The sequence below is a fragment of the Arthrobacter sp. alpha11c genome (assembly GCF_054149985.1).
The window spans coordinates 1293498-1320003 of sequence record NZ_CP196747.1 but is presented as its reverse complement, the minus strand read 5'-3'; the positions used below and the strand labels follow the sequence as shown (position 1 = coordinate 1320003).

Genomic DNA, 26506 nt, shown 5'->3' with positions numbered 1-26506 from the left:
TCGACGCCGCGGCGTCGTTGGCGTTCGTGATGTTCAGCCGGCGTAGCAGGCGGGCGATGACCAGTGTGTCTTTGTCGCGTTCACCGGCGATTTTCGTGGCCAGGAGTGTCCGGTTCGCCCGCACGCTGTTCGAGCAGGCGCTCAACCGCCAGGCGCAGCGGCTGTCCCTCGACGACGAACAAAGTCTCGATGCCCTCGATCGTGAGGCCGTAATGACGCTCACCGCGGACGACATCGCCGAGGCCGCGCTGGTCTTGGGTGAGGAGCCAGAGCCTGAGACGGACCCGACGCCGGAACGGGAACAGTCACGCTGGTGGCGCTGGCTGGTCTGAGCTCCGATTCCGACAATTCAACGACCAGTTTGCGTTCGGCTACACTTCCGTGTTCTTGCCGCCCCATATCGGAGACCTACTGCAGGACGTCCCCGAACTGAAGGAGTCCGGATCGGCGACCCGAAGGAAGGTGGCCCGACATTCTTGATGAACGCCTCACCGGAGGCGTCCACTCCCACCGTCATCTCAGCAGGCACCGTGAGGTTCCCAAACGGCATGGAGGAGGGGCCATCGGAATCCAGCCGCCGTCATCGTTCGTCCGCGGGATGGCTCGGTGGTGTGCTGGTCCAGCTCCGTTCGATCTCTGAACAAAGATCGTTCTCCGGCGATTTGGGGGAGTATTAGAGGACGACTAGTGGTGGACTCTATGTGGATGGAAGATATCCACCCGCGGCAGGTACTCAATGTCGGTAGACGCCAAACAGGGATCTGAACAATGAGAGTGGGACTGCGGCTACAGGGAACCAGCTGCCGGACCGTTGTATTGGACGGGCGGACTGTAGTTTCCGCCGCCCGGGAGGTGCACGCCGACAGCTTGCCCGAAGCACTGGAATCGTCCCTGTCCGCTATCCGTCGGGAGTTCGCGTCGGGCATCACGGAGATCACTGCCGACGTCGGACGGGTTCTGGCGGAGCGGAAGCTTGCCTGCGTCCTCGCCATCCGTATTTCGCCCCGCCCTCCCGCGGACCGCTTCCATATGACCGTGCTGCCACCCCTTATCGAGCCGGCTGTGACCCGCACGGTGCACGTCGGCGGGGGTCATGACTTGAGGGGACGGCCCCTGGCCCGGTTGGACTTGGAGGCGTTCGTGGCTGTTCTCCCTGGCATCATCGCCAGTGGCGTACGGAACGTGGCGATTACGTCCGTCGGTTCGACGGCGTCAAAGGCGCATGAAACGCGCGTAGCAGATGCCATCCTCAGCAACGACAGGGACATGCGGATCAGTATTTCCAGTGATTTCTATTCCAGCGTCTTCCGGGACCGCGATTACACGGCCATCCTTAACAGTGCCCTGATGGAGACGGGGGAAGAGTTGGCTGCCCTGCTTGAGGAGGCAGGCCGGAGCCATTTCCCTGCCGCTCTCCTGTCGTTTGGAAAGAACGACGGGGGTCGGGCGCCTTTGTCACGGCTGGCGTTGGCTCCTGTGCACGGGTTGTACGCGGAGCCCGGGATGGCAATCCTTGGTGCGGCCGCGTTGGCGGGAATCCCCGATGGGGAAGTCGTTCTCTGCATGGAGGCCGGAGCCACCGTTGGCCACACCCGGGCAGGCTTGCCTGCCGCCAGAAGCCTCATCCGCCAAGGATTTGACGCGAGCATCGCCAGCAACGCAGCCATTCTTGAGCCCTATACTGTCCGCCATCCGGTTCGCACGGACATCCCCTCCGTGATTGCCGATCTCCGCGAGCATCAGGAGACTGCGCTTCCGTTCGGGCTGGTGCCGACTCTGCCGGCGTCGCAGGACGCCGCGCTGGTAGGGTCTGCCGCGGCGCCGCTGACGGCGTGGATCGACAGGCTCGCGACCGTCAGCGGCCGGGACGACCTGCAACGCGCACAGAACCTCGCCGAAGAGGACGCCTACTCAGCGGCGGTCCAGTTGGGTGCCAGCCCCGGGCAGACCCGCATCATTGAATCGAACGTCTACGCCATGCCCTATGGCAACCCGGGAATCGTTCGAATCCGGGTCCAAGCGGCAGGAGAAACATACGCCCACGAGGAACACATGCTGCCCACAGCTGCCCTGGGAGCAACATCATGAGCACAGTACTCACAACCGAAGACGTCCGGAACCTCCGCACCGGGGCACACTTCCTGACCTGCACCATCGACCCGACGGCCATCTACATCTACGCAGAAATGATCCAGCGTGCGATGGAGGGCCGGTCATTGGAACTCATCACCGTTGACGAGCTTGCTCCCGACGACCTGGTGGTGGCGGTCGGAATGGTCACGCAGGGCCTTTTCATCGCCGACATGCCTCCCGTGGGAGATGAGTTCCTTGGCTGCATCCGTGCCATCGAGGCGAATCTTGGGCGCTCGGTGCGGGCAATCTATTCACTTGCCGCCGCCAATGTCAACGGAATCGTCCCCCTCATGGTTGGACTGCAGTCCTCGCTGCCCGTCATCGATTCCGACCCCATGGGCCGCGTTTTCCCCTTGATCAGCCAAACGACGTTGAATATTGGAAAGGTGGCGATAGGCCCTATCGCGCTCATGGGGGTGACCGGGGAACGGGCGGTGGTCGAGGTCGAAAGCCCGCAGCGGGCCGAAACGCTTGTTCGTGCACTGGTGACCGAACTGGGCGGCTGGGCAGCCACCGCCATGTACCCGTGTTCCGCCCAACAGCTGAAGGAGCACGGAGTCCACGGGTCCATCAGCCGGATGATCCGGATCGGGCAAATCCTCGACGCGAACACCCCCGTCGAGAGAAAGCTGTTGATGCTCAGCGAACTCCTCGGCACCACGCGCATCGCCCGGGCCCGCGTGAGCCACATCGAAAGCCTCTCGCGGCCAACGGACCTCGGCCTGCCGGCGCAGCCGTCCAGCGTAACGCTCGATGACGAGACCACGGGGCGCATCGTCCGTCTCGAAATCCAGAATGAGATCCTGCTTGTCCTCGTGGATGGCGAAGTAACAGCAGCTGTCCCAGACATGGTGACCCTGCTCAATTCCGAGCAGGGCACGGTGGTCAACATCGACGACATCCAGGTGGGCGACGTCATGGACATCATGAAGATTACGGCAGCCGCACAGTGGTACACAGAGGCGGGGCTTGATCTCACTGAGCCTAAGGCCTTCGGCATCCCGATAGTGCACCCAAGGCGGCGACATGCGTAGGTCGAAAAATGAAATCCGGCTCGATCTCGCCGGGCTGTTGGCGCACGGCTCACTCCGTGGCACAACGCCGTTGTATCTCACTCCATCGAGCGGGTTGGTGGAGAGCGTGGTTCTGGTCTCCCAGCTTGAGGAAATCCGACAGGTGCGTCCCAACACTGTGGTCGTCCTCTCCCCGGAGATGGGATCAGGTGGCTGGCTGGTTTCCGCGGCACTGCGACACGCTTGGGAGCGGCGGGCCAGTGCCGTCGTCGTGGCCGGCAGTACCTATGCAAGCGGAGCGGTCGGACTGGCGGAGCGGTTGGGCACCACCCTTCTGGCCGCTGACGGGGACCCAGCGGAATTGGCGTTGGCTCTGTCGGCCGAGATCGGAGCTGCCCTGTCGGTGGTCGATGCGGAACTGGCCCGGGTAGCCCGGGCGGTCGCAAGGGACACCACCCTCGGTGACGTTCTCAAGACCATTTCCAGGGAACTGGACGGGGTGGGAGTTTTGCTGGGGTACGACGGCGTGGTGCTGGCCTCCGCCGGAATACCTCCACGGGAGACTGACGAAGTCATCACCGTGGAAGTCGGCGAGGCCAATAGTGCCCTCCGCTTCACCCTCACGGCAAGCGTGCCCACATCCGGGGTCCACAACCTGCGTCTGGTGCGCTCAATCCTTGAGGTAGCCACCCCGGCGGTGAAGGCCGCTTGGTTGTTGGAAGACCTACACAGCTCTGCCCGTGCCATTCCCACGGCGGCGATCGCCGGATTGGATCAGGACCTTGATGCGTCAGGGGCGGAGTTCGAGGAAAAACACCGACATCTGCTGAACCAGCTGGGCTGGCGCGAAAGGGAGCATTACGTGGCTGTGTGGTTCCGAAGCGGGCGGGTGCAAGACCATCGGCCCGAACTGACGGCTGTGCTGCGCCTGCTCTGGCGCAAGGTCACAGCACGCAGTCCCTTGGCCGAGGTTCAAGGTGGTTGGCTAACCCTCGTGCCGGCTGGGGACCAGGACGCCTCGACGCAGCTCGAAACCCGAATCAGGACACGTCTGGGACCGGCCCTTGCCGAGCTTGGGCTGGTGGCCGGACTGTCCCGGTGGCAGGAGGACGGCCCCGCGCTGGCGTTGATCGTGCGTGAGGGCCGGCTGGCTGCTGAATCGTCCCGGTCGATGGGACCGGGTACGGTTCTCGGCCTCGCCGGCCTCGGGGTGGCGGCGGCCACGAGCTTCGTGGACGTGGACGCCGTCGAGCTCGTGGCCGAATTAACACTGCCGCGGCTGATGGCATCTCCTGACCGCGACGTGATTATTACGGCGGTGGCCGTCTTCCTGGATCACCGCAGCTCAGTCAGCCTCGCGGCGAAATCCCTCAATTTGCACCGGAACACCCTGCAGGCCCGGCTTAACCGGGCACGGGAACTCGGTGTCCGGCTGGATATCCCGTCCGAGCTGCTGTCCGTCCACCTCATTGCCAAAGTGCTGCAGCGCTCCCTGCAAGACTAGGCGAGCACGCGGGCATACCGTTCCGCCAGCAATCCGTGACCGCGGTCCATGCCCGGGAACGGTCCCTGGTCCGTGTCCTTCGAACTGTTCCATGGACAACTGTTCTGTGGACACGGTATCCAGGGACCGCAGGGCTAACCGATCTCGACAACAATCTTCCCTGACTGTTCGTTCGACTCCATGTAGCGGTAGGCGTCGAGCACCTGGTCGAAAGCAAAGACCCTGTCTACCCTGGGCCGCAGCGCGCCGGAGCCAATCCGCTCGAGGATGAAGTCGACACCTCGCTGCCGCTCATCGGCCCGTCCGACGTGGTTGAACATTGAGTAGGGATGGAACACCGATTGAGTCCTGCACATTGCTGCCATGGGGATGACGGGCTGCTGATCGCTCAGCGTTCCGTACCCGAAAATCACTGCATTGGGTGCCAGGTGATGGACGTAGGTGCCGAGGGACTCTCCTCCTACAGGATCGAAAGCGACCCGCACGCCTTTGCCGTCGGTGGTGCGGTCAATGACCTCGCCGAGATCGTCGACTCCCACAAGGGCAACTTCGTTTGCGCCTGCTTCGAGGAGGAGCGACCGCTTCTTCTCCGTCCGTGTCGTCGCGATCACCTTCGCCCCCAGTGCGCGCGCAACCTCGATGGCGCCAAGCCCGGCCGAACTGGCGGCGGCCGTGACGAGCACGGTGTCATCGGATCCGAGATTGGCTACCTCTGCAAAGGCGAAATAGGACGTGAGATATTGCATCCAAACAGAGCAGGCCTGGGCATCCGAAAGCTCGGGTGGAGCAAGGGTTAGGTAGTCTCCCGGAAGGACGGCTGTCGTTCCTTGCACGCCGTCAGTCGTGGTGTAGAAGGGAATACTCGTCACACGGTCGCCGATGTTGAAGGCCGTGATGTTCTTGCCGATCTCGGTCACCGTTCCCACTGCCTCGGAACCGATGCGCGAGGGGAACGCCGGGATGGTGTAGTGCTCCCCGTGGATGAACATCAGATCTGCCCGGTTGAGTGCAAATGCTGCGACGTCGATGCGGACATCGTTGTCGGCGACCGGACGTGGCGAAGCATCTTCGACGCTCAGCACTTCAGGGCCTCCCAGTTCGCGGAAGACAACCGCGGATTCCGGCCTGCTCATGGCCGGACCATCGAGAGTTCAGTCAACGCGGACGCCGGAGTCATTGACACCATGTGCTTTGGCTTGAGGGCCGGGAAAAACCGCGCACGTTCTTGTGCCGTGGGCCCGTCGTAGCCCAGGCGCTTGCTGTGCGTCCAACCGAAACGGCGGGCCGAGTCCACGAGCTGCTCAGCGTGTTTGAGCGGGGCCACAGTCGCGTCGATCACGGGTACGCCAATTTCCTCTTGAACCGTTCGGAAGAATCCGAATTCGGCCGTGCAACCGAGGATGACGACGTCTGCGCCGTCTTCCTCCACGGCCTTGCGGGCTTCGGCCATGATCCGTTTCTCCGTGAGAGCCGGGTCCGCCTGGAAGTCGTCGACGCCCATCTCAAGCACGCGCCACGAGGCAAGACGGTCTGACGCGCCGCAACGGTGGACGTTCTCGGCCATCTCGGGAATCCACTTTTTCCGTCCAACGAGGATGGAGAATCGCTCGCCCAGGCTGCCGGCGATGCTCAGCGCCGAATGCGCCGGGCCCACAACCACCATGCGATCGGTGATTTCGCGTGCCGCCCGCAGCGCCGGGTCGTAGAAACAACCGATGACGGCGGCGTCGTAGCCTTCTTCTTCCGCCCAGCGCACCGTGCGCAGCAGCTGCGGGAGCATGAGTGCCTCGAAGGCGTTGTACTCAATGTGGGAGGGGCCCACGCCATCAAGTGAGACGACATCAACTTCGGTGCCCGGACGGACAATCTGGCGGAAGGAGTCCGCCATTGCGCGGTTGTATAGATTGGTGAACAGCGGGTTGATCCACAGGATCCGGGCACTTTCCGGGAGAACGTCGAGGGTTTCGGTTGGGCTGATCATTCCAATTCACTTCCTTCGGTTTCGGGCAAGAACAGGCCGAGGACGACCGTGGCAAACAAGAACATGTTGATAAAGAGGATTGTCGAAGTAGTTTCGGTGGCTGAGGCCAGGAGGAGCCCGACAAGACTCGGTGCGACCGTATTTGCGACGCGCTGACCGAAAAGCCCGGACCCGTAACCTGAGCCACGAAGCACTGAGGGGTAGAGCTCACCCATCCACGTGTCCCAGACACCCCAGGCTCCCAGGGCGAAGAAAGCCAGGGAGAACATGCCTACATACATCTCGGTCTCTGTGGAGGCTGTCCCGAAGAAGAATCCGCCGGCTGCAGCGGCGAGGACGTAGATCGTGAAGATCCACTTGCGCCCGAAACGTCCGGTAAGGTACGAGGCCGACATATAGCCGGGGATCATGAGCGCCGCGCTCAGTGCGATGAAGCCAAAGCTTGATGAGGCGCTCAGTCCTCGCCCTTCAAGCAACGTGGGCATCCACGATTGAAGTCCCCAGTAGCCCCAGGAGAAGGTGAAGTTGATCAGGACCTGAATAACCGTGATCCGGCCCATCCTCCCCTTGAAGAGGTTCCAGAAGGACAGCTTTTTGCCGTCCGAGACCGTCAACATGGTGCTCCGGGAGATGCCTCGTGCACCCAGACGCTCGAGGACAGCGTGTGCCTCTTCATTCCGGCCCCGCCTCGCGAGCCAGTAGGGGGATTCCGGTACGACCTTGTACAGAACGATGCCCCAAAGGCTGGCAAGCGAGCTAACAGCAATAACCCAGCGCCAGCCGTGCCCTCCGATCAGGGCAGCGGTGCCGAGGGCGGCAAGGATGCCAATCGGCCACCCTGCAGCCAGATATACAGTGGCCTTTCCGCGGACCTTCACGGGGAGCAGCTCTTCAAAATAGGGGAAAGTCACAGTGAAGACGCCGGAGAACAAAAGCCCGGAGAGGAAGCGAGCCACCGAGAGGACCTCAAAGTTCGGTGCGAAGCAGCTCAGGAGCGTAAAGACGCCGTAACCGAAGAAGCTCCACGCACAGGTGGCCTTCCTGCCGATCCGGTCAGAGATGGGTCCCCAAACGAGTGACCCGGGAATCATGCCAAGGAAGAGCGCCGAAATGGCGATTCCTACCTGCGTCATACCGACCTGCAGGCTCGTCGCCAGATCACTGGCAACGTAGGTGAGCATGAGCATTTCCCAGGCTTCGATTGCGAAAGCAACGAAGAGGACCGCACAGATTTTGACGTGAATGAACCCGAAGGGCATGTCGCGGAACGCGTGCCCCACGGCCATGGAGAGAGGTGGACTCGCCGTCCCGGGCACTTGCCCTGAAACGAGTGGGTCGATATTGGACATGTCGTGACCTCCGATATTGCGAATGGGATAAGAAGGACAAACAGCGTTTCTGTGCACGGAGAACAGTCCGGATCTCAAGGAATGCACGGTGCACCTCGGAGCAGCTCATCCAAGCCTTCACTCGGAGCAGGCTGTCCAAGCCTCCCGCCGAGTGATTGCCCTCACAGTACAAACCGAGAACTCACAGATGGTGTTCAGCATGCACTTTTCTGGCATGCAGGTTTGGGCGCCAAGCCCTACCGCCCAAAACGTGCACCCGTCCGGGCGTGGCGTAACTGCCATCGCTTTTATGCAGTCTGCCCGTCCAGCTTGAGCACAAGGGTGCAGTATGCCCATCCCCATGGTTGGCCCCGTAGGTAGCGTGTTGCCACACACAAAGTGCCATTCCCAGAAACCATGAGGAGATAAACATGCCGAACTACAGGGTGTCGATGGATATCGGCGGAACCTTTACCGACATTGTGGCGTACGACCAGGACGCCGGAACCTACGCGGCAACGAAAGCGTCAACCACGCCGGGGAACCTGAGCGCCGGCGTCATCGCGGGCCTCGAATCGATAGTCGATGATCTCTCGGACATCGATTTCCTGGTCCACGGCACCACGCAGGGCCTGAACGCGTTCCTCGAACGCCGTGGTGTTCCCGTGCTGCTGCTGGCCACCGCCGGCATAGAGGACACTTATCACATCGCCCGCGGACCGCGTCTTGAGCTCTACAACGCTCGAGTACCGCAAGCCCGCCCCGCTGGTCGAGCGCAAGGATGTCATCGGCGTCGAAGGCAGGCTGGACAGCCAAGGCGGGGAACTTGTGCCCCTGGACGAACTGGCAGTCCGCCAAGCAGCGCGCCGGGCAAAAGAGGAGGGCTATGGCGCCGTCGCCGTTGCGTTCCTGTTTAGCTACAAGAACCCCTCGCACGAACTCAGGGCCCGCGAAATCCTCATAGAGGAACTCGGGGAAGATTTCACCGTCTCCCTTTCGCACGAAGCAGCCAAGGAATGGCGCGAATACGAGCGCACGTCCTCTGCCGTCGTCGAGGCCTACACGGGTCCAGTCGTACGCAACTACCTTTTGGACTTGGAAGACAAACTCGCCGACCGGGGAGTGGAAGCCCCACTGCACATCATGCAGTCCTCCGGCGGTGTACTCACCGCCGAATCCGCTCGTAAGCGCCCGCTGCAGACACTGCTTTCCGGCCCGGTCGGCGGAGCCATGGGCGATGTCGAACTGGCGGGTGTCTCGGGAAACCGCAACCTCATCGGTGTGGACATGGGCGGCACATCCTTTGACGTTTCCTTGGTGGTCGACGGCAAACCGGACGTCTCCACGGAGGCCCACCTCGAAGGTCTGCCGATGCTCATGAGCGTTGTCAACATCCACACCGTCGGCGCTGGCGGCGGCTCCGTCGCCTGGCTCGAAGCCGGCGGCCTGCGGGTCGGACCGCGTTCCGCAGGAGCCACCCCCGGACCGGCTTGCTACGGCCGCGGCGGGACGGAACCCACCGTCACCGATGCCAACCTGGTCCTCGGCCGTGTCGACCCCGACTGGTTCGCCGGCGGACAGGTCGCCTTGGACCGCGAAGCCGCGATAACAGCCCTGAAAACTGTCGGTGACCAGCTCGGCCTGGACCCCATTGCCATGGCGGAAGGCATCTGCGACGTAGCCAACTCGCAGATGGCCCAGGCGATCCGGACCATCACGATCTCCCGCGGCATCGAGCCCAGGGACTTCTCCCTCGTGGCCTTCGGCGGAGCCGGACCCATGCACGCAGTCTTCCTTGCCAAGGAACTGGGCATCCCGGAAACAGTCGTTCCCCGATTCCCCGGTGCCTTCTCCGCCTGGGGCATGCTGCAAACCAACATCCGCAAGGACTTTTCCGAACCCTACTTCTACCTCGACGAAGACATTGACGTGGCCGACATGGCCGGCATCCTGCGCTCCATGGAAGTCGAAGGCTTGTCATCACTGGTCTCGGAAGGGGTCCCGGAGGAAAGCCGCGCGACGAAGGCGTCCGTGGACGTCCGCTATCAGTCACAGGAGTTCTCGCTGAACGTTCCGCTGACGTCCGCTGACGAGCCCGAATCTCCCGACTTCGTCGCCAACCTCGCCCGCCGCTTCTCCGCGATGTACCACGAGCGCTACGGCCACTCCAACCTTGGTGCGCCGATCGAAATCGTTACGCTGCGAACGCAGGCTGTCGGTGACTTGGGGCGGCTGGAAGCTCCGAGCTACGTCACTGCACAGGGGCCGGAGTTCAAGCACGAAATCCGCCAAGTGGTCTTTGACCACGTAGAGCACAGCACCACCGTGGTCCGCCGGGACGACCTCGGAGCAGGCCACACTTTCGAAGGTCCCGCCATCATTGTTGAGCAGACCGCCACCACCGTGGTTCCCCCCGGGTTCAACGTCAAGGTCGACGAGTTCGGCTCCCTGGTCATCCGCACTGAAAACGTCGAAGAAAACTGAGGTACCAAAAATGACAATTGCAGCAGTCACAACCCTGGATCCGGTCACCGTGGAAATCATCCGCAATGCGCTCACCAGCGCGGCGGATGACATGAACGCCACCCTGATCCGTTCCGCCTACTCACCCATCCTTTACGAGGGCGGGGACTGCGTCGTGGCCCTACTGGACACCGAACACCGAGTGCTCGGACAGTCCGCAGGCCTGCCACTGTTCCTGGGCAACCTCGAAACGTGTTCGATCGCCGTGGAGGAAATGTACGGCCGCGCGGTCTGGCAGGAAGGGGACATCTGGATCCTCAACGATTCATACCTGGGTGGCACCCACCTGAACGATGTGACCATTTTTGCTCCGATCTTCGACGACGGCGCCGTGGTCGGATTCGCGGCCACCCGTGCGCACTGGATGGACATGGGATCCAAGGATGTTGGTGGCTCGATGGATTCGACCGACATCTTCCAGGAAGGCTTCAGGATGGGGCCGGTCAAGCTGGTCGAAGCCGGTATTGAGACTTCTGTCGTTGACCTGATCCGGACCAACGTGCGCTTCCCCTACCAGACCATTGGTGACATGCACGCGATGATCGCAGCCCTCCGGATGGGGACCACCCGCATGAAGGAGCTCGTGGCCAGGTACGGGATGGAGCAGTTGGATGCCGCCCGGGATGAGATCTTCCGCCAAACGGAGGAAATCGAGCGTGCGACCGTCCGCAATATCCCGGACGGCGTCTACGAAGCCGAGGGTTTCCTGGACAACGACGGCATCGATCTGGACACTCCCATTCCAATCAAGCTGCGGATTACGGTAGCGGACGACACCGTTGACTTCGACGTGACCGGATCGGCGGACCAGACCCTGGGGCCGGTCAACTGTGGTGCCGCCCAGGCCGTCTCGGCACTGCGCGTTGGCTACAAGCTCCTCGTCAGCCCGGAGTCCAACTCCAACGGTGGTTCCTTCCGGCCAATGACCACCCAGGTGCGGTCCGGCTCGGTTCTGGGCGCCGTGACGCCCGCCCCGTGCCAGTGGTACTTCTCCCATCTTGGGCTGCTGATTGACCTTGTCTCCAAGGCAATGGCCCCGGCCATGCCTGAACGGGTCGCCAGCGCCAGCCACGGTGACTCCATGATTATCACCGCCGCCGGTTTCGACACCCGCTTCGGCCGGAACTTCGTCACGATGGAAGCCACCCTGGGCGGCTGGGGCGCCTGGCAGGGCACGGACGGTGAATCAGCCATGATCAACAACGTCAACGGCTCACTCAAGGACCTGCCGATCGAAATGTTGGAGACCCGTTACCCATTCCGGATCAACGAGTACTCCATCCGCCCCAACTCCGGCGGACCCGGACAATACCGCGGCGGTAACGGCGTAGTGCGCGAATACGAATTCCTGGCCGACTGCGTGGTGGGGCTCTGGTTCGAACGGTCGAAGACCCCTGCTTGGGGACTCTTCGGCGGATCGGACGCCCAGGGCCCGGAAGTTGTGATCAACCCCGGACGCGCTGATGAGGTCCGCACCCTGAAGGCGAACGCCCGCAAGGTCAAAGCCGGCGACGTCGTCCGCCTCGCTGTGGGCGGTGGCGGCGGCTTCGGAGACGTCTCCAAGCGCTCCCGCGAGGACATCACCTACGACATCGTCAATGGATTCATCACCGAGGACTTCGCCAAGACGCACTACGGCTACTAAGCCCCACCAGCGGATGGGTTCCCATCCAGAAGGGAGGACTCCATGAGTTCCCAATATCAATCCTTCGACGACGTTTACGAAAACGCCCGGAAGGAAGTCGGCGTCACCCTCTTTACCGTCTCAGTCATCGCCGACGACGGCGCCAGCATGGCCCGCGTCTACACCACCCATCCGGATGTCTATCCGGTAGGCGGGAAGAAGACGCTCGCCGGCGACACGAACCGGGTGTGGCTTGAACAGGTTCTCAAGGGACAGCAGCCGTTCCTGGGGGCGGACAAGGAAGCGGTCCGCGCATTCTTCTTTGATTCGGAAACGATCGAGTCATTGGGCTGCGGGGCTATCGTGAACGTTCCGGTCGTGAGCAGCGGCCGGACTATCGGATCGATGAACTTCCTCGCCCCTGAGGGCAGCTATGACCGGGACTCAGTAGAGGCAGCCGTGGACGTCGCCCGCCGTTCAGTCCATCTCCTTGAAGAAGCCCTTACCACCGCCAACTAGTTCCTTCGCGGGCGGGTACCAATTGGGGGCCCGCCCGCGCTGGACCACAGGAAGGACCTACACGTGACCACTCCGGGAAGCCTGACAATACGGAATGCCCTGATCTTCGACGGTGAATCACCTGAGCTGATTGAGGGCTCGATCAGCATCCGGGAAGGCCGGATCACAGGGGCAGGGCAGGAGGTGGAAGAGGCCGGCGTCGTCCTTGACGCCGGCGGCCGTACCGTGATTCCAGGACTTATCGATGCGCATTTCCATGCTTACGCGCTCAGCCTGACGTCTGCCACGAACGAGACGGGGCCACTTAGCTATTCCGCACTTACTGGGGCAAGGCGCCTCGCGGCTGCATTGCTCCGTGGGTTCACAGCGGTTCGTGACGTGGCGGGCGGCGACGTTGGCCTTGCGAGCGCCATCGAGGAGGGTCTGTACCCTGGTCCACGCTACTTCTTCACGGGACCGGCGCTAAGCCAGACAGGCGGTCACGGCGATATCCGGGCCGCGAACGACGGAGGATGCTTCCATGGCGGGCACATGTGCGAAGTGGTGGACGGCGCCGATGACCTGCTGCGGGCCGTGCGCCACCGATTCCGGACCGGCGCCACCGCGATAAAGCTAATGACCTCCGGAGGGGTAGTTTCACCGGTCGATCCGATTCGGGTTCCACAGTACAGCGCGGAGGAAATCCGCGTCGTGACGGAGGAGGCTTCCCGGCGGGGCAGCTACGCCACGGCTCACGCATATTCGCCCGAGGCCATTCGCCATTCAGTACTTAATGGGGTCCGCTGCATCGAACACGGCAATCTGATGGATGCGGAAACCGCCCAGTTCATGGCTGATAACGACGTCTATCTAGTCCCCACCTTGGTGACCTACGAGGCCATGGAACGACGCGGAGAGGAAGTGGGCCTCACTAAAGTGGGAGCGGCCAAGAACCGGGAAGTTCTGGAGGCCGGGAGGAACGCGCTGGCACTGGCCCGGGACGCAGGGGTCCGGATCGGATTCGGAACAGACCTCATGGGTGAACTGGAGGACGAGCAACTGGCTGGACTCCGCCTGCAGTGTGAAGTGCTTGGCGTGTACGGTGCCCTCCGGTCGGCAACATCCACCAACGCCACCCTGCTTCGCCGCGCTGACCTGGGACGCATCACCGAAGGGGCCTGTGCGGACTTGGTTGTGCTGGACGGGAATCCCTTCCGTGACCCCTCGGTCCTCTGGGACGAAAGTAAGGCGCGCACTGTCATCAAGGACGGGCAGATCGTGTCTCCCGGTGCCCTTCGGGGCGCGGCGGACTTCGCGTTGGAGGTACCGGTCGGCTGAAGGTGGGGCATGGCTGCTGCAGCTGCCGGACGACTTCTTCGTTATCGCTGGAAGTCGTGGCTCACGAGGCTACAACGTCTATGAAGAGATCGGCGAGGCGGCTTCGCTGCCACCGGGCGTGGATCATCCACAGGGGGGCCATGATGTCATCTGGGTCAATGTCTACGGCCACGACTCCGGTGCGGGAGATGTTCGCATTCGAGCTGGACAGGAGGGCGATGCCTACGTTGGCCGCTGTGAGCGCCAGTTGCGTCTCCAGGCTAGTGGCGTATCCCTTAACCAATGGCTCGAAACCGGCGGACCTGCATGCAGAGACCAGCAGGTCGTAGTACGAAGGGTTGTACTCGCGCGGCAGGAAAACCATCGGCTGCTCACGGAGGTCTATCAGTTTGAGGCTGGTGCGTGCAGCGAGGGGATGTTCCTCGGGCAGAAATGCCTTAAACGATTCGTCAAGAAGGTGTGTGGACACCACCTTGTTGTCCATCGCGGCCGAGCGTACAAATCCGATGTCGATGTTCCCTGCTACAACTGCGCGAACTTGCGCCCCGGCATCGAGGAAGTGCTGAAGCTCAACCATGCACCCTGGTTCTTTCCCGAGAAGGCGACGGATAAGGTCCGGCACGGGGCCGTTGGCAGCTGCGCCGAGACATCCGATCACCAGGCGGCCAAAAAGACCGTCCCTTGCATCGAGCACGGTTTCCCGCGCACGCTCCGCCTCGGCAAGAGTTCGACGGCATGACTGGAGGAACAGCTCGCCGATCTGGGTCAGGCCGACAGCCCGGCTCGTCCGTGTGAGTAGTTGAACGTTCAGCTCGTCTTCGAGCTTGCGGATCTTCTGACTGAGCGCCGGCTGACTCATTTCGAGCTGCTGGGCGGCCCTGCCGAAGTGCAATTCATCCGCGAGTGTACGGAAGGCCAGCATGTCCTTAAGGTCCATAAGAACAGGTTATCGCATCAGAAGCTGTACCCCATCGACTTATTGATCGGGGAGTTTCAAACTGGAGTCATGTTAGAGAAAATCTCCCGCCGACATGGGCTGGAACCGACATTCTTCGGAGTGAAAGGTCCTGTTGGCGGCTCCCTCGCTGAGTCATTCGTTCAATTGGAAAGAGGTGCATCTGATGTTGTGGACCAAGGAGTTTGAAGCTCCTCAGCGGCGGGCCGTCACGGAGGCCGGTCCTTCCCGCTCGGCCTCAACGTCCTCATCTGCGGGTCGACACGTCGGGTCGTGGTTCATGCGGTTTGGCCCGACTATCGCGTTGATCGTCCTCGGCCTGCTGTTTTGGCAGTTCGTGCTCACCCGGGTCAATTTCCTGGGGATTCCTTCGAGATATCTGGGTTCTCCTAAGGGGATCATCGACGCACTCGTCACGCTCGTACAGTCCGGCTACACCGGAACCCCGTTGTGGCAGCATTTCCTGGCAAGTATCAGCAGGACACTTTTCGGGGTGGGGCTGGCTACCCTCATCGGGGTGCCGCTGGGACTGGGTATCGGCCTCAACCGGTTCCTCGACCGGCTGTTTAGCCCGCTCATCGGGTTCCTTCGGCCCATCCCGGCGCTTGCCTGGATTCCTATTGTCGTGATCTGGCTGGGGATCGGTGAACAGTCGAAGGTATTCGTCATCTTCATGACGGCGGTTCTGTTCGTGTCGACCGGCGCGGCTCTTGGTGTTCGCGCAGTACCTCAGGATTTCTACCTTGTAGCCCGCAATTATGGACTGAGCCGGTTGCAGTTCCTGAGGAAAGTCGTGCTTCCACCGGCACTCCCGCAGATCCTTGCGGGGTTGCGGACGGCCCTGACTGTCGGTTGGGCGGTTGTGGTCGCGGCGGAGCTGATCGGCGCATCGCAGGGCCTCGGCTACATGATTCGTAACTCATCCCAGGTTTTCGACGTCAACACGGGCTACGTGGGGATTCTCCTTATCGGTGTGGTTGGCGTTGCCTTCGAGTACGGGTTCCGTTACTTCGAGAATCGCCTGTTGCATTGGCAGGTCTCCCGATGAACCAGAAGAACATCCTCTCGTCCCATCCCATCAGAGAGCAGACCATGAACGGCATGGACAAAACGCCGGCCCGCGCGATCGGCGACACGAAAATCACCTTGGCCGGTGCAGCCCAGGCATACTCCGTTCGCGGCGGACACCGGGAAGTACTCACCGGGATTGACATTGAAATCAAGACAAACGAGAGCGTCGCTGTCATTGGACCGACCGGCGTCGGTAAGAGCACGCTGCTCCGTCTGATCGCAGGATTCGAGAGCCCGACCACTGGCGAAGTGAAGCTTTGGAATGACGGCAGGAGTAGCCTCGCGGCGCCAGCGGCGGACATCGGGTACCTCTTCCAGCAGCCGGCTTTGTTCCCCTGGATGACAGTAAAGGAGAACGTGCTGTTTGGGGCCAGGCACGCAAAGACGTACGGCACCGATAAGCAGGCCATGTTCTCCCAAGCCGCCTACTTCATGGACCGGGTCGGGCTTTCGGACGCGGCGGACCTCTTCCCGTATCAGATCTCGGGGGGCATGCGGGCCCGTACGGCTCTGGCAAGGGTCTTCCTCACCCGGCCGAAGGTGCTGCTCATGGACGAACCGTTCGGCGCACTGGATGCCCTGACCCGCCGTGAGATGTACGTGCTCCTGCGCGATCTCGTGTCAACGTCACCAGAGCTCACTACAGTCATGGTCACCCACGACGTCGACGAGGCGATCACGCTGTGCGGCACCATCATGATCATCTCGGGCATTCCGGGAACCATCACCTCTGTATATCGCAGCGGACTCGCAGCGATGGCGGAGTCGGCAGAGGACCTGCAGCGCGAGCCCGACTACGTCGAGCTCAAGGCGGCACTCCTCAAATCGCTTAACGCGCGCCGGAATGAAACCAGAACAACCACCGGCGCCCCATCCTAGCCAAACCCATCACATTACTTACGAATCAACGGAGATCGAAAATGTTTACCTTTCGTCTGCGTCGGTATGCCACTGCCCTGGCGGCGGCCCTGACGCTGTCCCTCGGACTTGCAGCCTGCTCTTCCCCGGTTCATCCGGCGGGGGAGGGGGCGAGACGCCCACCATTCGGGTTGCCTACGCGCAGGGCCTGCAGGCCAACTTCTACTATGCCCTCCAGCACGATCTCTTCGCGAAGCACGGAGTCAAGGTTGAAGGAACGAAGTTCGATTCCGGGCCTGCCCTCATCTCCGCCCTGGTGGGCGGCAGCGCAGATGTGGGCTACTTCGGAGTTCCTGCCATGGCTACAGCCAACGAGCAGGGCGCACAGCTCCAAGTCTTCAGCATCGCAAACAACGCCGGAGACATGGCTGCCCTATACGTCAAGCCGGACAGCGACATCCACTCCATTCAGGATCTTCGAGGCAAGAAGGTAGCGACCACCCAGAACACAGTGGCGCACATCTTCCTGCTGATCGCCCTGGAAAAAGCGGGCATGACTCCCAGCGATGTTCAGATTGAGTTCTACGACCCGGCTGGCCTGGTCGCCGGCTTCGACCGCGGGGACCTTAGTGCCGTGTTCATGTTCGCCTCAGTCGGCGCCAAGTTTATTTCCAGCGGGGCGCAGATCGTGAAAGGCACGACGTCGACCGACCTCGGCGTCCCGGATACCGGCAACTTCATCGCGTCGAAGGACTATATCAACAGCAACAAGGCTGCTTTGCAGAAGTTCCTGGCGGCCGTGGACGAGGCGACTCCCATCGTCAATCAGGACAAGGCCACTTACATCGACGCGCTCCAAAAGGGCATCGGCCTTGCCGGCGATCAGGCTCAGATCATCTACGACAACCAGCCCTCGCCTTGCCTGGTCTCTTCCACGCTTGCTGACCCTGGTTCGCCCGTTTCTCTGGCGCCGGGCGCCGGCTTCACCAAGATCACCCAAAAGATGATCAAAACGATGACCAAACTCGGCATCCTCAAGTCCGCTCCGAACGTCGCCGACTTCGTCACATCCTCCGTTGTGGAAGGCATGGGCAAATGACACAACCATCACATGCCCGACCCAATGTAGTGATCATCATCTGCGACGACCTCGGCTACGGTGACCTCGCGTGCAATGGCGGCACAGTCATCGCCACACCCCGGCTCGACGAGCTTGCAGCAGACGGAGTGCGTGCCACGGCCATGTACAGCGGGGGGCCCACGTGTTCACCGGCCCGGGCGGCGCTGCTCACGGGCCGGGTGGCAGCGCGCACCGGCGTAGGCAGGGTGCTGTTCCCGGACGAGGATACCGGTCTCCATAAGGACGAGATGACGATCGCGTCCTACCTGTCCAGAGCTGGTTATGCCACAGGAGCATTCGGCAAATGGCATGTGGGACAGATGCCCGCAAGGGGTCCGCTCCGTTTCGGCTTTGATCATTACTTCGGCCTGCCGTTCAGTAATGACACTCCACCGTACTTCCTGTATCGAAATGAGGAAGTGCTCGAGGACGGCCCGGATATGTCTTCCCTGACCCGCCGCTATGTCGAAGAAGCCATCGGGTTCATTGACAACGTTCCTGAGGGGCAGCCGTTTTTCACCTATGTCGCCTTCACCACTCCGCACTACCCTGTTGAGCCGGACCCCGAGTTTGAGGGCAGGTCTGCAGGAGGTCCCTACGGGGACACCGTTGAGAGCATCGATCATCACGTCGGAGTGCTTCGTGACGCCCTTGAAGAGCGAGGCATTCTTGAGGACACCATTTTCGTGTTCACCGCTGACCACGGCCCATGGTTCGAGGGGTCAACGGGCGGCATGCGAGGACGGAAGTTCGAGACGTGGGAAGGGGGCACGCGTGTCCCGTTCCTGGCGTCGTGGCCAAGGCAGCTTCCGCGGTCAGTGGTTGTGAACTCGCCTCTGGCGTCGGTTGACGTGCTGCCGACCATTTGCCACTACCTCGGGCTGGATCCCGATGGCAAGCCAGTGGACGGCCAGATCATTGCGGACACCCTTGAAGGCAAGGAATCCGCTGAACACGACCCCATCTGGTATTTCGACGGATATGAACTGAATGCGGTCCGCAAGGGGAAGTGGAAGCTGCACCGCCGTCGACAGACCTGGGGAGCGGAGCGATTCGCCACCATGTCCCTGCCACAGCTGTTCGATATCGAGGCCGATGCCGGGGAGTCCTACGACCTCAGCCGGAGGCATCCCGACGTCGTCGCCGAACTCAGCCGCCTGATGGACCAACAGGAGGGAACCATCGACAGGTCCGACGACGATGGCCGCCTTTGGTGGCTCGAAGGCAATGTCGACGCCCGATGAACCGAAAATCCCAAGAGAGGACTAAAACCATGTATGCGTACCAAGTCAATGCCTGGGGTGACGTTGTGGGCACGCCGGGAGCCGTCACTGATTTGGCTTCCGGACACTATCTCACCCCGGGAGATTTGGACCCCGCGCTTGAAGCCATAGCAACAGCAGGGTTTTCCGGCGTCGAAATCTTCGACGGCAACCTGTTGGCCATGGGTCACGATGCGCAAGCATTCGGACGCCGCCTGGAAACCCATGGCCTCACACTGGCAGGTGTCTACTCCGGCGGCCACTTCATCTATCCAGACGCACACGAGGAGGAATACCTGCGTTTCGAGCGCTCCATCAAGGTGGCCGCTGCCGTGGGTGCCCGCCACTTCGTTATCGGAGGAGGTGGAGTGAGGGTACGCGGCCGGCTCGATTCCGACTACCGGGTTATGGCGGAGCTGCTGGAGCGTGTAGCTGAATGCGCGACGGTGGAGGGTCTCATCCCCAGCTACCACCCCCATCTGGGCAGCCTCGCTGAAAACCCGGACCAGATCGACGCCCTCTTCGCCGCCTCATCCATTGGCCTGTGCGCCGACGTCGCCCATCTCGCCGCCGGTGGTGGCGATCCGATCAAGATCATGGACCGCTACGCTGACCGGCTCACGTACGTCCATCTTAAGAACTACATCGCAGCTTCGGGCACGTTTGTCCCTCTGGCAGATGGGGATCTCGACATTCGTGCCATCCTCGCTGCGATAACAACCCTCGGTTACTCCGATTGGATCGGAGTGGAACTCGACGGCTATCCGGGTGATCCGGGCGTTGCAGCCGTCGAAAATTACAAATTCCTTCAGGAGGCTACCAATGCGTGATGTAAACATCGCCCTCATCGGCGGAGGCTTCATGGGCAAAGCCCATTCTCTGGCCTACGCCGCAATGCCAATGTTCTTCTGCGCCGAGCACCGGCCCGCCCCATCCGAAAGGTGGTGGTCGACGCGACCGACGAACTGGCCCGGACCGCAGCCGATCGCTACGGCTGGGAGCGGCACTCCTCGTCCTGGCAGGAGATCGTCGAAGATCCCACGATTGACGTCGTCGACATCGCCACGCCCAATCATCTCCACGCCGAAATCGCAATTGCCGCTGCCAAGGCGGGCAAGCACGTCATTTGCGAGAAGCCCCTGGCACCAACGGCAGACGAAGCACGGCTCATGCTCGACGCAGTCGAAAGGGCCGGAGTGGTCAATGCTGTCGCCTTCAACTATCGGCGAACCCCTGCCGTGGTGCTGGCCAGGAAGTACATCGAGAACGGCGAGATTGGTGACATCCTCAACTTCCGCGGTACCTACTTGCAGGATTGGAGTGCGGACCCCAACTCGCCTCTGAGCTGGCGCTTCCAGAAAAAGATCGCAGGCTCCGGTGCAATAGGCGACATCGGCTCGCACGTCGTGGACCTCGCACGCTATCTCGTCGGAGAAATTGCCGAGGTAAATTCCGTCGTCTCGACCTGGATCAAGGAGCGTCCGCTGCAAACTGGCGGATTGGACCACCCTCGGCACCGCCAAGGTCTCCTCTGGGCCAAGGGGAACTGTCGACGTCGACGATGAGGCGGTGACTCTGGTCAGGTTCACCAACGGGGCAGTCGGGTCGCTGGAAGCCACGCGAAATGCCTGGGGCCGGAACAATTTCCTGACGTTTGAGATCCACGGCACCCGCGGTTCCCTGGTATTCAACTACGAGCGCCGGGACGAACTCCAGGTTGCATTCGCAGATGATCCTGCAGACCGGCGAGGCTTCCGCACTGTATATACCGGGCCGGCCACGCCGTACGGCGAAGCGCTCTGGCCCATTCCTGCACTCGGCATCGGATACGGCGAGACCAAGATCATCGAGGCTTATGAACTCATGAAGGCCATAGAAACGGGGGAGCGGATTCGGCCGGACTTCGCTGACGGCTACCAGGCGGCCCTCGTCGATGAAGCGATCGCGACATCAGGAGCGACGCGCGAGTGGGTAAAGGTCGAATCTGTGCAAACGGGAGCCCACGCCCCAGCGGTGACGGGGAGGTAAGAAAATGGGAGAAGCGTGAAGGTCGGCTGCTGTTCCACATCCATTAAGCCGGGAAGCGAGAACAAAAAGCGTCCTGTGCTTCAGGGCGAGAATCCAACTCCTCGCACCTGCCTGCCAGCGCATGACGAAGTGCTGCTTCCCGGAGGAGTGTTCTCCATGGGGGACGCATTCGATGAGGGCTACCGGGCCGACGGCGAGACACCGGTTCACAGGGTGCGGCTGGACGCCTTCCGAATCGACGCGACAGCGGTCACCAACAGCATGTTCGCGTCCTTTGTGAAGGAAACCGGGTATCGGACTGAGGCCGAGCGGATCACGGCACCTCCGCTGTGTTCCATCTGCTTGTCCGTGCCCCGGAGCGGGATATCGTCGGCACCGCGGCGGGGGCGCCGTGGTGGCTCAACGTTCGCGGTGCCGACTGGGCCCATCCTTTCGGCCCGGATTCCCACTGGAACGAGCTACCTGATCATCCGGTGGTGCAGGTTTCCCACTTCGACGCCCTGGCCTATTGCGCCTGGGCCGGTCGGCGGCTGCCCACGGAGGCGGAGTGGGAATGACGCCGCCCGCGGCGGACTAGAAGGCAAGCGGTACGCCTGGGGTGACGAGCTCACCCCAGGCGGGGAGCACTACTGCAACATCTGGCAAGGCGTCTTTCCCGGAGCAAACACGAGCGAAGACGGATATCTCGGAACCTCGCCTGTGAAGACCTTCCCTGCCAACGGCTACGGTCTCTACGAAATGGCCGGCAACATCTGGGAATGGTGCGCCGACTGGTTCTTGCCCAAGTACTACCGCACGTCACCCATGGACAATCCGCAGGGGCCCACGATCGGTGCTGGACGGGTCATGCGGGGCGGCTCCTACCTCTGCCATGACTCCTACTGCAACCGCTACCGCGTTGCCGCACGCACCTTCAACACGCCCGAGTCCTCCAGCGGCAACTGCGGCTTCCGGACCGTTAGGAACGCTTCATAAACCGGCGAAGCGTTCACCAGCATCATCGAACAAGGACATGGAGAATTGAGAATGAAAGCAGTCATCCTTCCCGGTGACGGGCGAGTCAGCGTGGAAGACCGGAAAATCCCGGACCTCGGCCCGCATGACGTACTGGTCCGCACCCGTGCCTCGGCCATTTGCCGCAGCGACATGAGCCTCTACCATGGGAGCCCGATTGTCGGTGGTGAAGGCGTCCGGCAAGGATCGGTCATCCCGGGACACGAAGCCGCGGGTGAAGTCGTCCGCATCGGCGATTCCGTCACCCACGTAAAGGAAGGTGATCGCGTAGCCGGGTACCTCGCTCTGGGCTGCAACTTCTGCGAATACTGCCTCAGCGGCTACATGATGCTATGCAATCAGTGGAAGTGTTGGGGATTCGATGTCCACGGAGGCGACGCCGACTACTTCGTCCTGCCTGAACGGAACTGCTTACATCTCCCCGACGAGCTCTCCTTCCGGGCCGGAGCAGTCATGACCGACATGTTCGGCAGCCAGTACCACGCGCAGAAGAAACTCGGAGTGGCAGGCGGCAAGACCGTCGCCGTCTTCGGCATGGGCCCCATGGGATTGGCCGCGGTACTTGTTGGGAAGGCGTTCGGCGCCCGTATCATCGCCGTCGATATCATTGCCGACCGTCTGGAACAGGCTAGCCGGCTCGGGGCAGATGTCGTCATCAACAGCGCGAACGACGACGTCCTCCAACGGGTCCGTGACCTCACCCAAGGCCGTGGTGCCGAGATCTGCATCGATTGCTCCGGCAATCCGGCCGGGCAAAACTCAGCCCTGGATGCTGCGGCGAAGCTGGGAGCCGTCGCCTTCGTCGGAGAATCCCGAGCAACGGAAATCAACCCAAGCGAGCAGATCATACGCAAGCTTCTCACCGTCGTCGGGGGCTGGTATTTCCCTCTCGGTGACTGGGAAGGAATCGTCCGCCTTGTCCTTGATCAGAAGGTCCCGGTTGAAGAGCTCATCAGCCACGAATTCTCCATCGATCAGGCCGAGGAAGCCTTCCAAGCCTTCGATCTTCGCGAAACCGAAAAAGCCCTCTTTATCTGGTAGTCCCAAAATCAGTTTCTTCGAAAGAAAAGTTCATGTTCAGATATGCCGCCGAACTGGTCCCGTTTCACGACTACGACTTCGAGGATTCGATCCGCGATCTCGCAGACATCGGCTTCAAGGAAGTCAACCTCTGGTCCTCAGCTGCACCGCTGGCTCATCACGTTAACCCGGGCGACGACCCGGGCGCCATCCGTGGATTGCTCGATAAGTACGGACTCACCCCGTGCGGGCTGACCGTCTACGGCAAGACCCAGGACGAAATCCTCGAACGCGTCGATTTCGCCGCTGACCTGGGCATCGACACCCTGATCTTTGACTGTGAGGCGAACTATTCCGACTTCGTCTCCACCTTCCTGCCTCCAATCGTCGAGGCCGGAGCCCGCAGGGGTGTGCGGATAGCTGTTGAGAACCACCTCACAGTGCCTTTCGCCGAGGACTTCGAATCCGGCGCCAACGAAGACAAACGGTGGCACGAAGGCGTAGACACCCTGGCCCAGATGAAGCGCCTGATCCGAGACATCGACCACCCCTATCTTGGAATATGCATTGCACCCCCGCACCTATGGGTTATGGAAGAAACCATCAGCGAGGCCATCACCTTCCTCGCCGAACGCAAACGGCTCTTCTATTACTACATCTGGGATATTGACCGGGCCTACCGTCACGGCATGGACGGCCTGAACTTCGGCCCCGCTGAGCAACAACTCCCGCGCTCCGATGGAACCCTGGACCACTACGTCATGCTGAGCGCTCTTCGCCGCGTCGGATATCAAGGCGTGGCAAGCCTTAACGTGCCACGGAACCGGGGGCTGGAGTTTTGAAAAGATCAGCAAACACCTCCGCGCCTCTGACGCCTACATCAAAGACTGCATGAAAAGAGACGAGCTCTTCCCAGCTTCCAATCCCAGACAGGAGACACCGCAGTGAAAGACAAACCGCTTGGCGTGGCCGCGATCGGCTATGCCTTCATGGGGAAGGCCCACTCGAATGCGTGGCGGAATGTGGCCAGCTTCTTCGACGTCCCGGCCTTCGAGCAGAAAGTCCTCGTCGGCCGGGATGCCGGTGCCGTCGCGGAAGCCGCTGCCAAGTACGGTTGGACCGAGTCCGCCACGGACTGGCGTTCCGTCATTGAACGGGACGACATCCATATCGTTGATATCTGCGCGCCGGGCTGGATGCATGCCGAGATCGCCATCGCCGCCCTCCAAGCGGGCAAGCACGTCCTGGTGGAGAAGCCGCTGGCGAATACGATCGCCGAGGCAGAAGCCATGACCGCGGCCGCAGCCAAAGCCCGTGCCCGCGGCATCCAGTCCATGATTGGATTCAACTACCGCCGCATCCCGGCCTTGGCGCTGGCCCGTGAACTCATCGCCGAAGGCAGGCTCGGCACCGTCCGGCACGTCCGGGCCGCATACCTGCAGGACTGGCTCGCCGACGCCCAGTCCCCCATGTCCTGGCGGCTCCGCAAGGAAACCGCGGGCTCAGGAGCGCTGGGTGACATCGCTTCCCACGCCATCGACCAGATCCAGTACCTGACCGGGCAAACCATCCTTGAAGCATCAGGTGTCCTGAAAACCTTCGTTACCCAGCGCCCGGGCGCAGGTGGTCCGGCACGCGGGCTCGAAGATGTCACGGTTGACGACGCGGTCTGGGCTACCTTTTGGCTCACGGGGGACATGGGTGCCTCCGTCGAAGCATCCCGGGTGGCGACCGGTCAGAAGAACAGCCTTCAGATTGAGGTCTACGGCACCGCAGGTTCCCTGACGTTCGACCTGGAAAATCTCAACGAGTTGAACTTCCTGGACGCCACCGCACCTGTGCGTGAGCAGGGCTTCCGCCGGATCCTCGTCAATGAACCCGAACACCCTTACCTCGAAGCGTGGTGGCCGCAGGGTCACATCATCGGCTGGGAACACACCTTCACCCACCAGATCCGGGACTTCCTGGTGGCCATTCGGGACGGAAGCCAGCCGTCGCCGTCGTTCGAAGAAGGCCTGCAGGTCCAACGCGTCCTGGCCGCCGTGGAAGCCTCAGCCAGCAACAGAAGCACCATCACCGCCGTCGAACACAAGACACTACTAACTGAGGGAGCCTGACCATGTCCCGCCCGTACACCCTGTTCACTGGCCAGTGGGCCGACCTCCCCTTCGAGGAAGTCGCGCGCCTTGCCTCGGGCTGGGGCTATGACGGCCTGGAAATCGCCGTCTCCGGAGACCACCTCGACGCCTGGCGCTGGGACGAACCCGGCTACGTCGAGTCCAAACTCGCCGTCCTGGAAAAGTACAACCTGAAGGTCTGGGCCATCTCCAACCACCTCAAAGGCCAGGCCGTGTGCGATGACCCCATCGACTTCCGCCACGAAGCAATCGTCGGGTCCCGCGTGTGGGGTGACGGGGAGCCCGAAGGCGTCCGCCAACGCGCCGCCGAAGAAATGAAACACACCGCCCGCCTCGCCAAAGCACTCGGCGTGGACACCGTGGTCGGGTTTACCGGGTCCTCCATCTGGCAATACGTCGCCATGTTCCCGCCCGTCCCCGAAAAGGTCATCGACGCCGGCTACCAGGACTTCGCGGACCGGTGGAACCCCATCCTGGACGTGTTCGATGAATGCGGGGTCCGCTTCGCCCACGAAGTCCACCCCAGTGAGATCGCCTACGACTACTGGACCACCGTGAGGACCCTGGAAGCGATCGGCCACCGGCCCGCGTTCGGCCTGAACTGGGACCCCTCCCACTTCATGTGGCAAGGCATCGACCCCGTCTCCTTCATCTGGGACTTCAAGGACCGGATTTACCACGTGGATTGCAAGGACACCAAGCTCCGGCCCACCGGCCGCAACACCGTGATGGGCTCCCACCTGCCATGGGGCGATCCACGGCGCGGCTGGGACTTCGTCTCCGCCGGACGCGGGGATGTGCCCTGGGAATCCTCCTTCCGGGCCCTGGCCGCGATCGGTTACAACGGCCCCATCAGCGTGGAATGGGAAGACGCCGGAATGGACCGCCTGCACGGCGCCCCCGAAGCCCTCGCCGCCCTGAAAAAGTACGACTTCCCGGCGTCGCAGACCTCCTTCGACGCCGCCTTCAGCAGCAAAGACTGATCAATGCGGCTCGCGAACTTTGACTGTTCGCCAAACGGGACATCCCGGCTTGAGCACACGCCGGTACGTGAAGTACCTCCACGTACCGGCGTGCGCTCGAAGACAGACTTAAGCA

At 61.9% G+C, this 26506-nt stretch carries 22 protein-coding genes and 3 pseudogenes; 21 read left to right on the top strand and 4 right to left on the bottom strand.

The window, feature by feature from the left end; all coding sequences use genetic code 11:
• Positions 1 to 104 precede the first annotated feature (104 nt).
• From ACTAQJ_RS06070 to ACTAQJ_RS06055, 4 genes and pseudogenes are all read left to right on the top strand, one after another.
• A pseudogene (locus ACTAQJ_RS06070) lies at positions 105 to 332 on the top strand (AAA family ATPase); the annotation flags it as partial.
• A 535-nt stretch (positions 333 to 867) separates the two neighbouring features.
• Positions 868 to 2088 (top strand): hydantoinase/oxoprolinase N-terminal domain-containing protein, encoded by a 1221-nt coding sequence (locus ACTAQJ_RS06065; protein WP_498701441.1) that lies wholly within the window; start codon positions 868 to 870, stop codon positions 2086 to 2088.
• Positions 2085 to 3167 carry a DUF917 domain-containing protein gene (locus tag ACTAQJ_RS06060; protein ID WP_498701440.1) on the top strand — a complete coding sequence of 361 codons (1083 nt, stop codon included), beginning with the start codon at positions 2085 to 2087 and terminating at the stop codon, positions 3165 to 3167. Before ACTAQJ_RS06065 ends, ACTAQJ_RS06060 begins: the two co-directional genes overlap by 4 nt.
• Positions 3160 to 4650 carry a helix-turn-helix domain-containing protein gene (locus ACTAQJ_RS06055; RefSeq protein WP_498701439.1) on the top strand — a complete coding sequence of 497 codons (1491 nt, stop codon included), beginning with the start codon at positions 3160 to 3162 and terminating at the stop codon, positions 4648 to 4650. The genes ACTAQJ_RS06060 and ACTAQJ_RS06055 overlap by 8 nt, the downstream gene beginning before the upstream one ends.
• A gap of 134 nt (positions 4651 to 4784) precedes the next feature.
• On the opposite strand, the gene ACTAQJ_RS06050 is transcribed toward ACTAQJ_RS06055, so the two are convergent.
• Genes ACTAQJ_RS06050 through ACTAQJ_RS06040 form a run of 3 tightly spaced genes read right to left on the bottom strand, consistent with a single transcriptional unit; the run spans position 4785 to position 7980 of the window.
• Positions 4785 to 5783 (bottom strand): zinc-dependent alcohol dehydrogenase family protein, encoded by a 999-nt coding sequence (locus ACTAQJ_RS06050; protein WP_498701438.1) that lies wholly within the window; start codon positions 5781 to 5783, stop codon positions 4785 to 4787.
• On the bottom strand, positions 5780 to 6631 hold the full coding sequence (locus tag ACTAQJ_RS06045; RefSeq protein WP_498701437.1) for an aspartate/glutamate racemase family protein: 852 nt from the start codon (positions 6629 to 6631) through the stop codon (positions 5780 to 5782). Before ACTAQJ_RS06045 ends, ACTAQJ_RS06050 begins: the two co-directional genes overlap by 4 nt.
• Complete coding sequence (locus ACTAQJ_RS06040) at positions 6628 to 7980, bottom strand: MFS transporter (RefSeq protein ID WP_498701436.1); 1353 nt, start codon at positions 7978 to 7980, stop codon at positions 6628 to 6630. The genes ACTAQJ_RS06045 and ACTAQJ_RS06040 overlap by 4 nt, the downstream gene beginning before the upstream one ends.
• Positions 7981 to 8390: 410 nt before the next feature.
• Between ACTAQJ_RS06040 and ACTAQJ_RS06035 the strand changes: the two are divergent.
• The 5 genes and pseudogenes from ACTAQJ_RS06035 to ACTAQJ_RS06015 all read left to right on the top strand — a co-directional run.
• Positions 8391 to 8645, top strand: a pseudogene (locus tag ACTAQJ_RS06035) (hydantoinase/oxoprolinase N-terminal domain-containing protein); the annotation flags it as partial.
• Positions 8646 to 8685: 40 nt separating this feature from the next.
• The gene (locus ACTAQJ_RS06030; protein WP_498701435.1) at positions 8686 to 10443 is read left to right on the top strand and encodes a hydantoinase/oxoprolinase family protein; all 1758 of its coding nucleotides are present in this window, start codon (positions 8686 to 8688) and stop codon (positions 10441 to 10443) included.
• Between the two features lie 10 nt (positions 10444 to 10453).
• Positions 10454 to 12127, top strand: a complete 1674-nt coding sequence (locus ACTAQJ_RS06025; protein ID WP_498701434.1) for a hydantoinase B/oxoprolinase family protein — start codon at positions 10454 to 10456, stop codon at positions 12125 to 12127.
• Positions 12128 to 12169: 42 nt separating this feature from the next.
• The gene (locus ACTAQJ_RS06020; protein ID WP_498701433.1) at positions 12170 to 12625 is read left to right on the top strand and encodes a GAF domain-containing protein; all 456 of its coding nucleotides are present in this window, start codon (positions 12170 to 12172) and stop codon (positions 12623 to 12625) included.
• A 63-nt stretch (positions 12626 to 12688) separates the two neighbouring features.
• The gene (locus ACTAQJ_RS06015; RefSeq protein ID WP_498701432.1) at positions 12689 to 13942 is read left to right on the top strand and encodes a metal-dependent hydrolase family protein; all 1254 of its coding nucleotides are present in this window, start codon (positions 12689 to 12691) and stop codon (positions 13940 to 13942) included.
• A gap of 61 nt (positions 13943 to 14003) precedes the next feature.
• On the opposite strand, the gene ACTAQJ_RS06010 is transcribed toward ACTAQJ_RS06015, so the two are convergent.
• Positions 14004 to 14879, bottom strand: coding sequence for a LysR family transcriptional regulator (locus ACTAQJ_RS06010; protein WP_498701431.1), 876 nt, complete (start codon positions 14877 to 14879; stop codon positions 14004 to 14006).
• Positions 14880 to 15063: 184 nt separating this feature from the next.
• Between ACTAQJ_RS06010 and ACTAQJ_RS06005 the strand changes: the two genes are divergently transcribed.
• The 12 genes and pseudogenes from ACTAQJ_RS06005 (at position 15064) to ACTAQJ_RS05950 (ending at position 26391) form a co-directional block, all read left to right on the top strand.
• Positions 15064 to 15945, top strand: coding sequence for an ABC transporter permease (locus ACTAQJ_RS06005; protein WP_498701430.1), 882 nt, complete (start codon positions 15064 to 15066; stop codon positions 15943 to 15945).
• Positions 15942 to 16847: an ABC transporter ATP-binding protein gene (locus ACTAQJ_RS06000; protein WP_498701429.1), complete on the top strand. Its 906-nt coding sequence runs from the start codon at positions 15942 to 15944 to the stop codon at positions 16845 to 16847. The genes ACTAQJ_RS06005 and ACTAQJ_RS06000 overlap by 4 nt, the downstream gene beginning before the upstream one ends.
• Positions 16813 to 17925, top strand: coding sequence for an ABC transporter substrate-binding protein (locus tag ACTAQJ_RS05995; RefSeq protein ID WP_498701428.1), 1113 nt, complete (start codon positions 16813 to 16815; stop codon positions 17923 to 17925). The genes ACTAQJ_RS06000 and ACTAQJ_RS05995 overlap by 35 nt, the downstream gene beginning before the upstream one ends.
• The gene (locus ACTAQJ_RS05990) at positions 17922 to 19190 is read left to right on the top strand and encodes a sulfatase-like hydrolase/transferase (RefSeq protein WP_498701427.1); all 1269 of its coding nucleotides are present in this window, start codon (positions 17922 to 17924) and stop codon (positions 19188 to 19190) included. Before ACTAQJ_RS05995 ends, ACTAQJ_RS05990 begins: the two co-directional genes overlap by 4 nt.
• A 29-nt stretch (positions 19191 to 19219) precedes the next feature.
• Positions 19220 to 20038: a sugar phosphate isomerase/epimerase family protein gene (locus tag ACTAQJ_RS05985; RefSeq protein ID WP_498701426.1), complete on the top strand. Its 819-nt coding sequence runs from the start codon at positions 19220 to 19222 to the stop codon at positions 20036 to 20038.
• A 114-nt stretch (positions 20039 to 20152) separates the two neighbouring features.
• Positions 20153 to 20773 carry a Gfo/Idh/MocA family protein gene (locus ACTAQJ_RS05980; RefSeq protein ID WP_498701425.1) on the top strand — a complete coding sequence of 207 codons (621 nt, stop codon included), beginning with the start codon at positions 20153 to 20155 and terminating at the stop codon, positions 20771 to 20773.
• A 4-nt stretch (positions 20774 to 20777) separates the two neighbouring features.
• Positions 20778 to 21236, top strand: coding sequence for a Gfo/Idh/MocA family oxidoreductase (locus ACTAQJ_RS05975; RefSeq protein ID WP_498701424.1), 459 nt, complete (start codon positions 20778 to 20780; stop codon positions 21234 to 21236).
• A gap of 75 nt (positions 21237 to 21311) precedes the next feature.
• A pseudogene (locus ACTAQJ_RS05970) lies at positions 21312 to 22211 on the top strand (formylglycine-generating enzyme family protein).
• A gap of 51 nt (positions 22212 to 22262) precedes the next feature.
• Positions 22263 to 23291 (top strand): zinc-binding dehydrogenase, encoded by a 1029-nt coding sequence (locus ACTAQJ_RS05965; RefSeq protein ID WP_498701423.1) that lies wholly within the window; start codon positions 22263 to 22265, stop codon positions 23289 to 23291.
• Between the two features lie 32 nt (positions 23292 to 23323).
• A complete protein-coding gene (locus tag ACTAQJ_RS05960) occupies positions 23324 to 24112 on the top strand; it encodes a sugar phosphate isomerase/epimerase family protein (RefSeq protein ID WP_498701422.1) in 789 nt (262 codons plus the stop codon).
• A gap of 147 nt (positions 24113 to 24259) precedes the next feature.
• The gene (locus ACTAQJ_RS05955; RefSeq protein WP_498702155.1) at positions 24260 to 25387 is read left to right on the top strand and encodes a Gfo/Idh/MocA family protein; all 1128 of its coding nucleotides are present in this window, start codon (positions 24260 to 24262) and stop codon (positions 25385 to 25387) included.
• Positions 25388 to 25389: 2 nt separating this feature from the next.
• Positions 25390 to 26391, top strand: a complete 1002-nt coding sequence (locus ACTAQJ_RS05950) for a sugar phosphate isomerase/epimerase family protein (protein ID WP_498701421.1) — start codon at positions 25390 to 25392, stop codon at positions 26389 to 26391.
• Positions 26392 to 26506 lie beyond the last annotated feature (115 nt).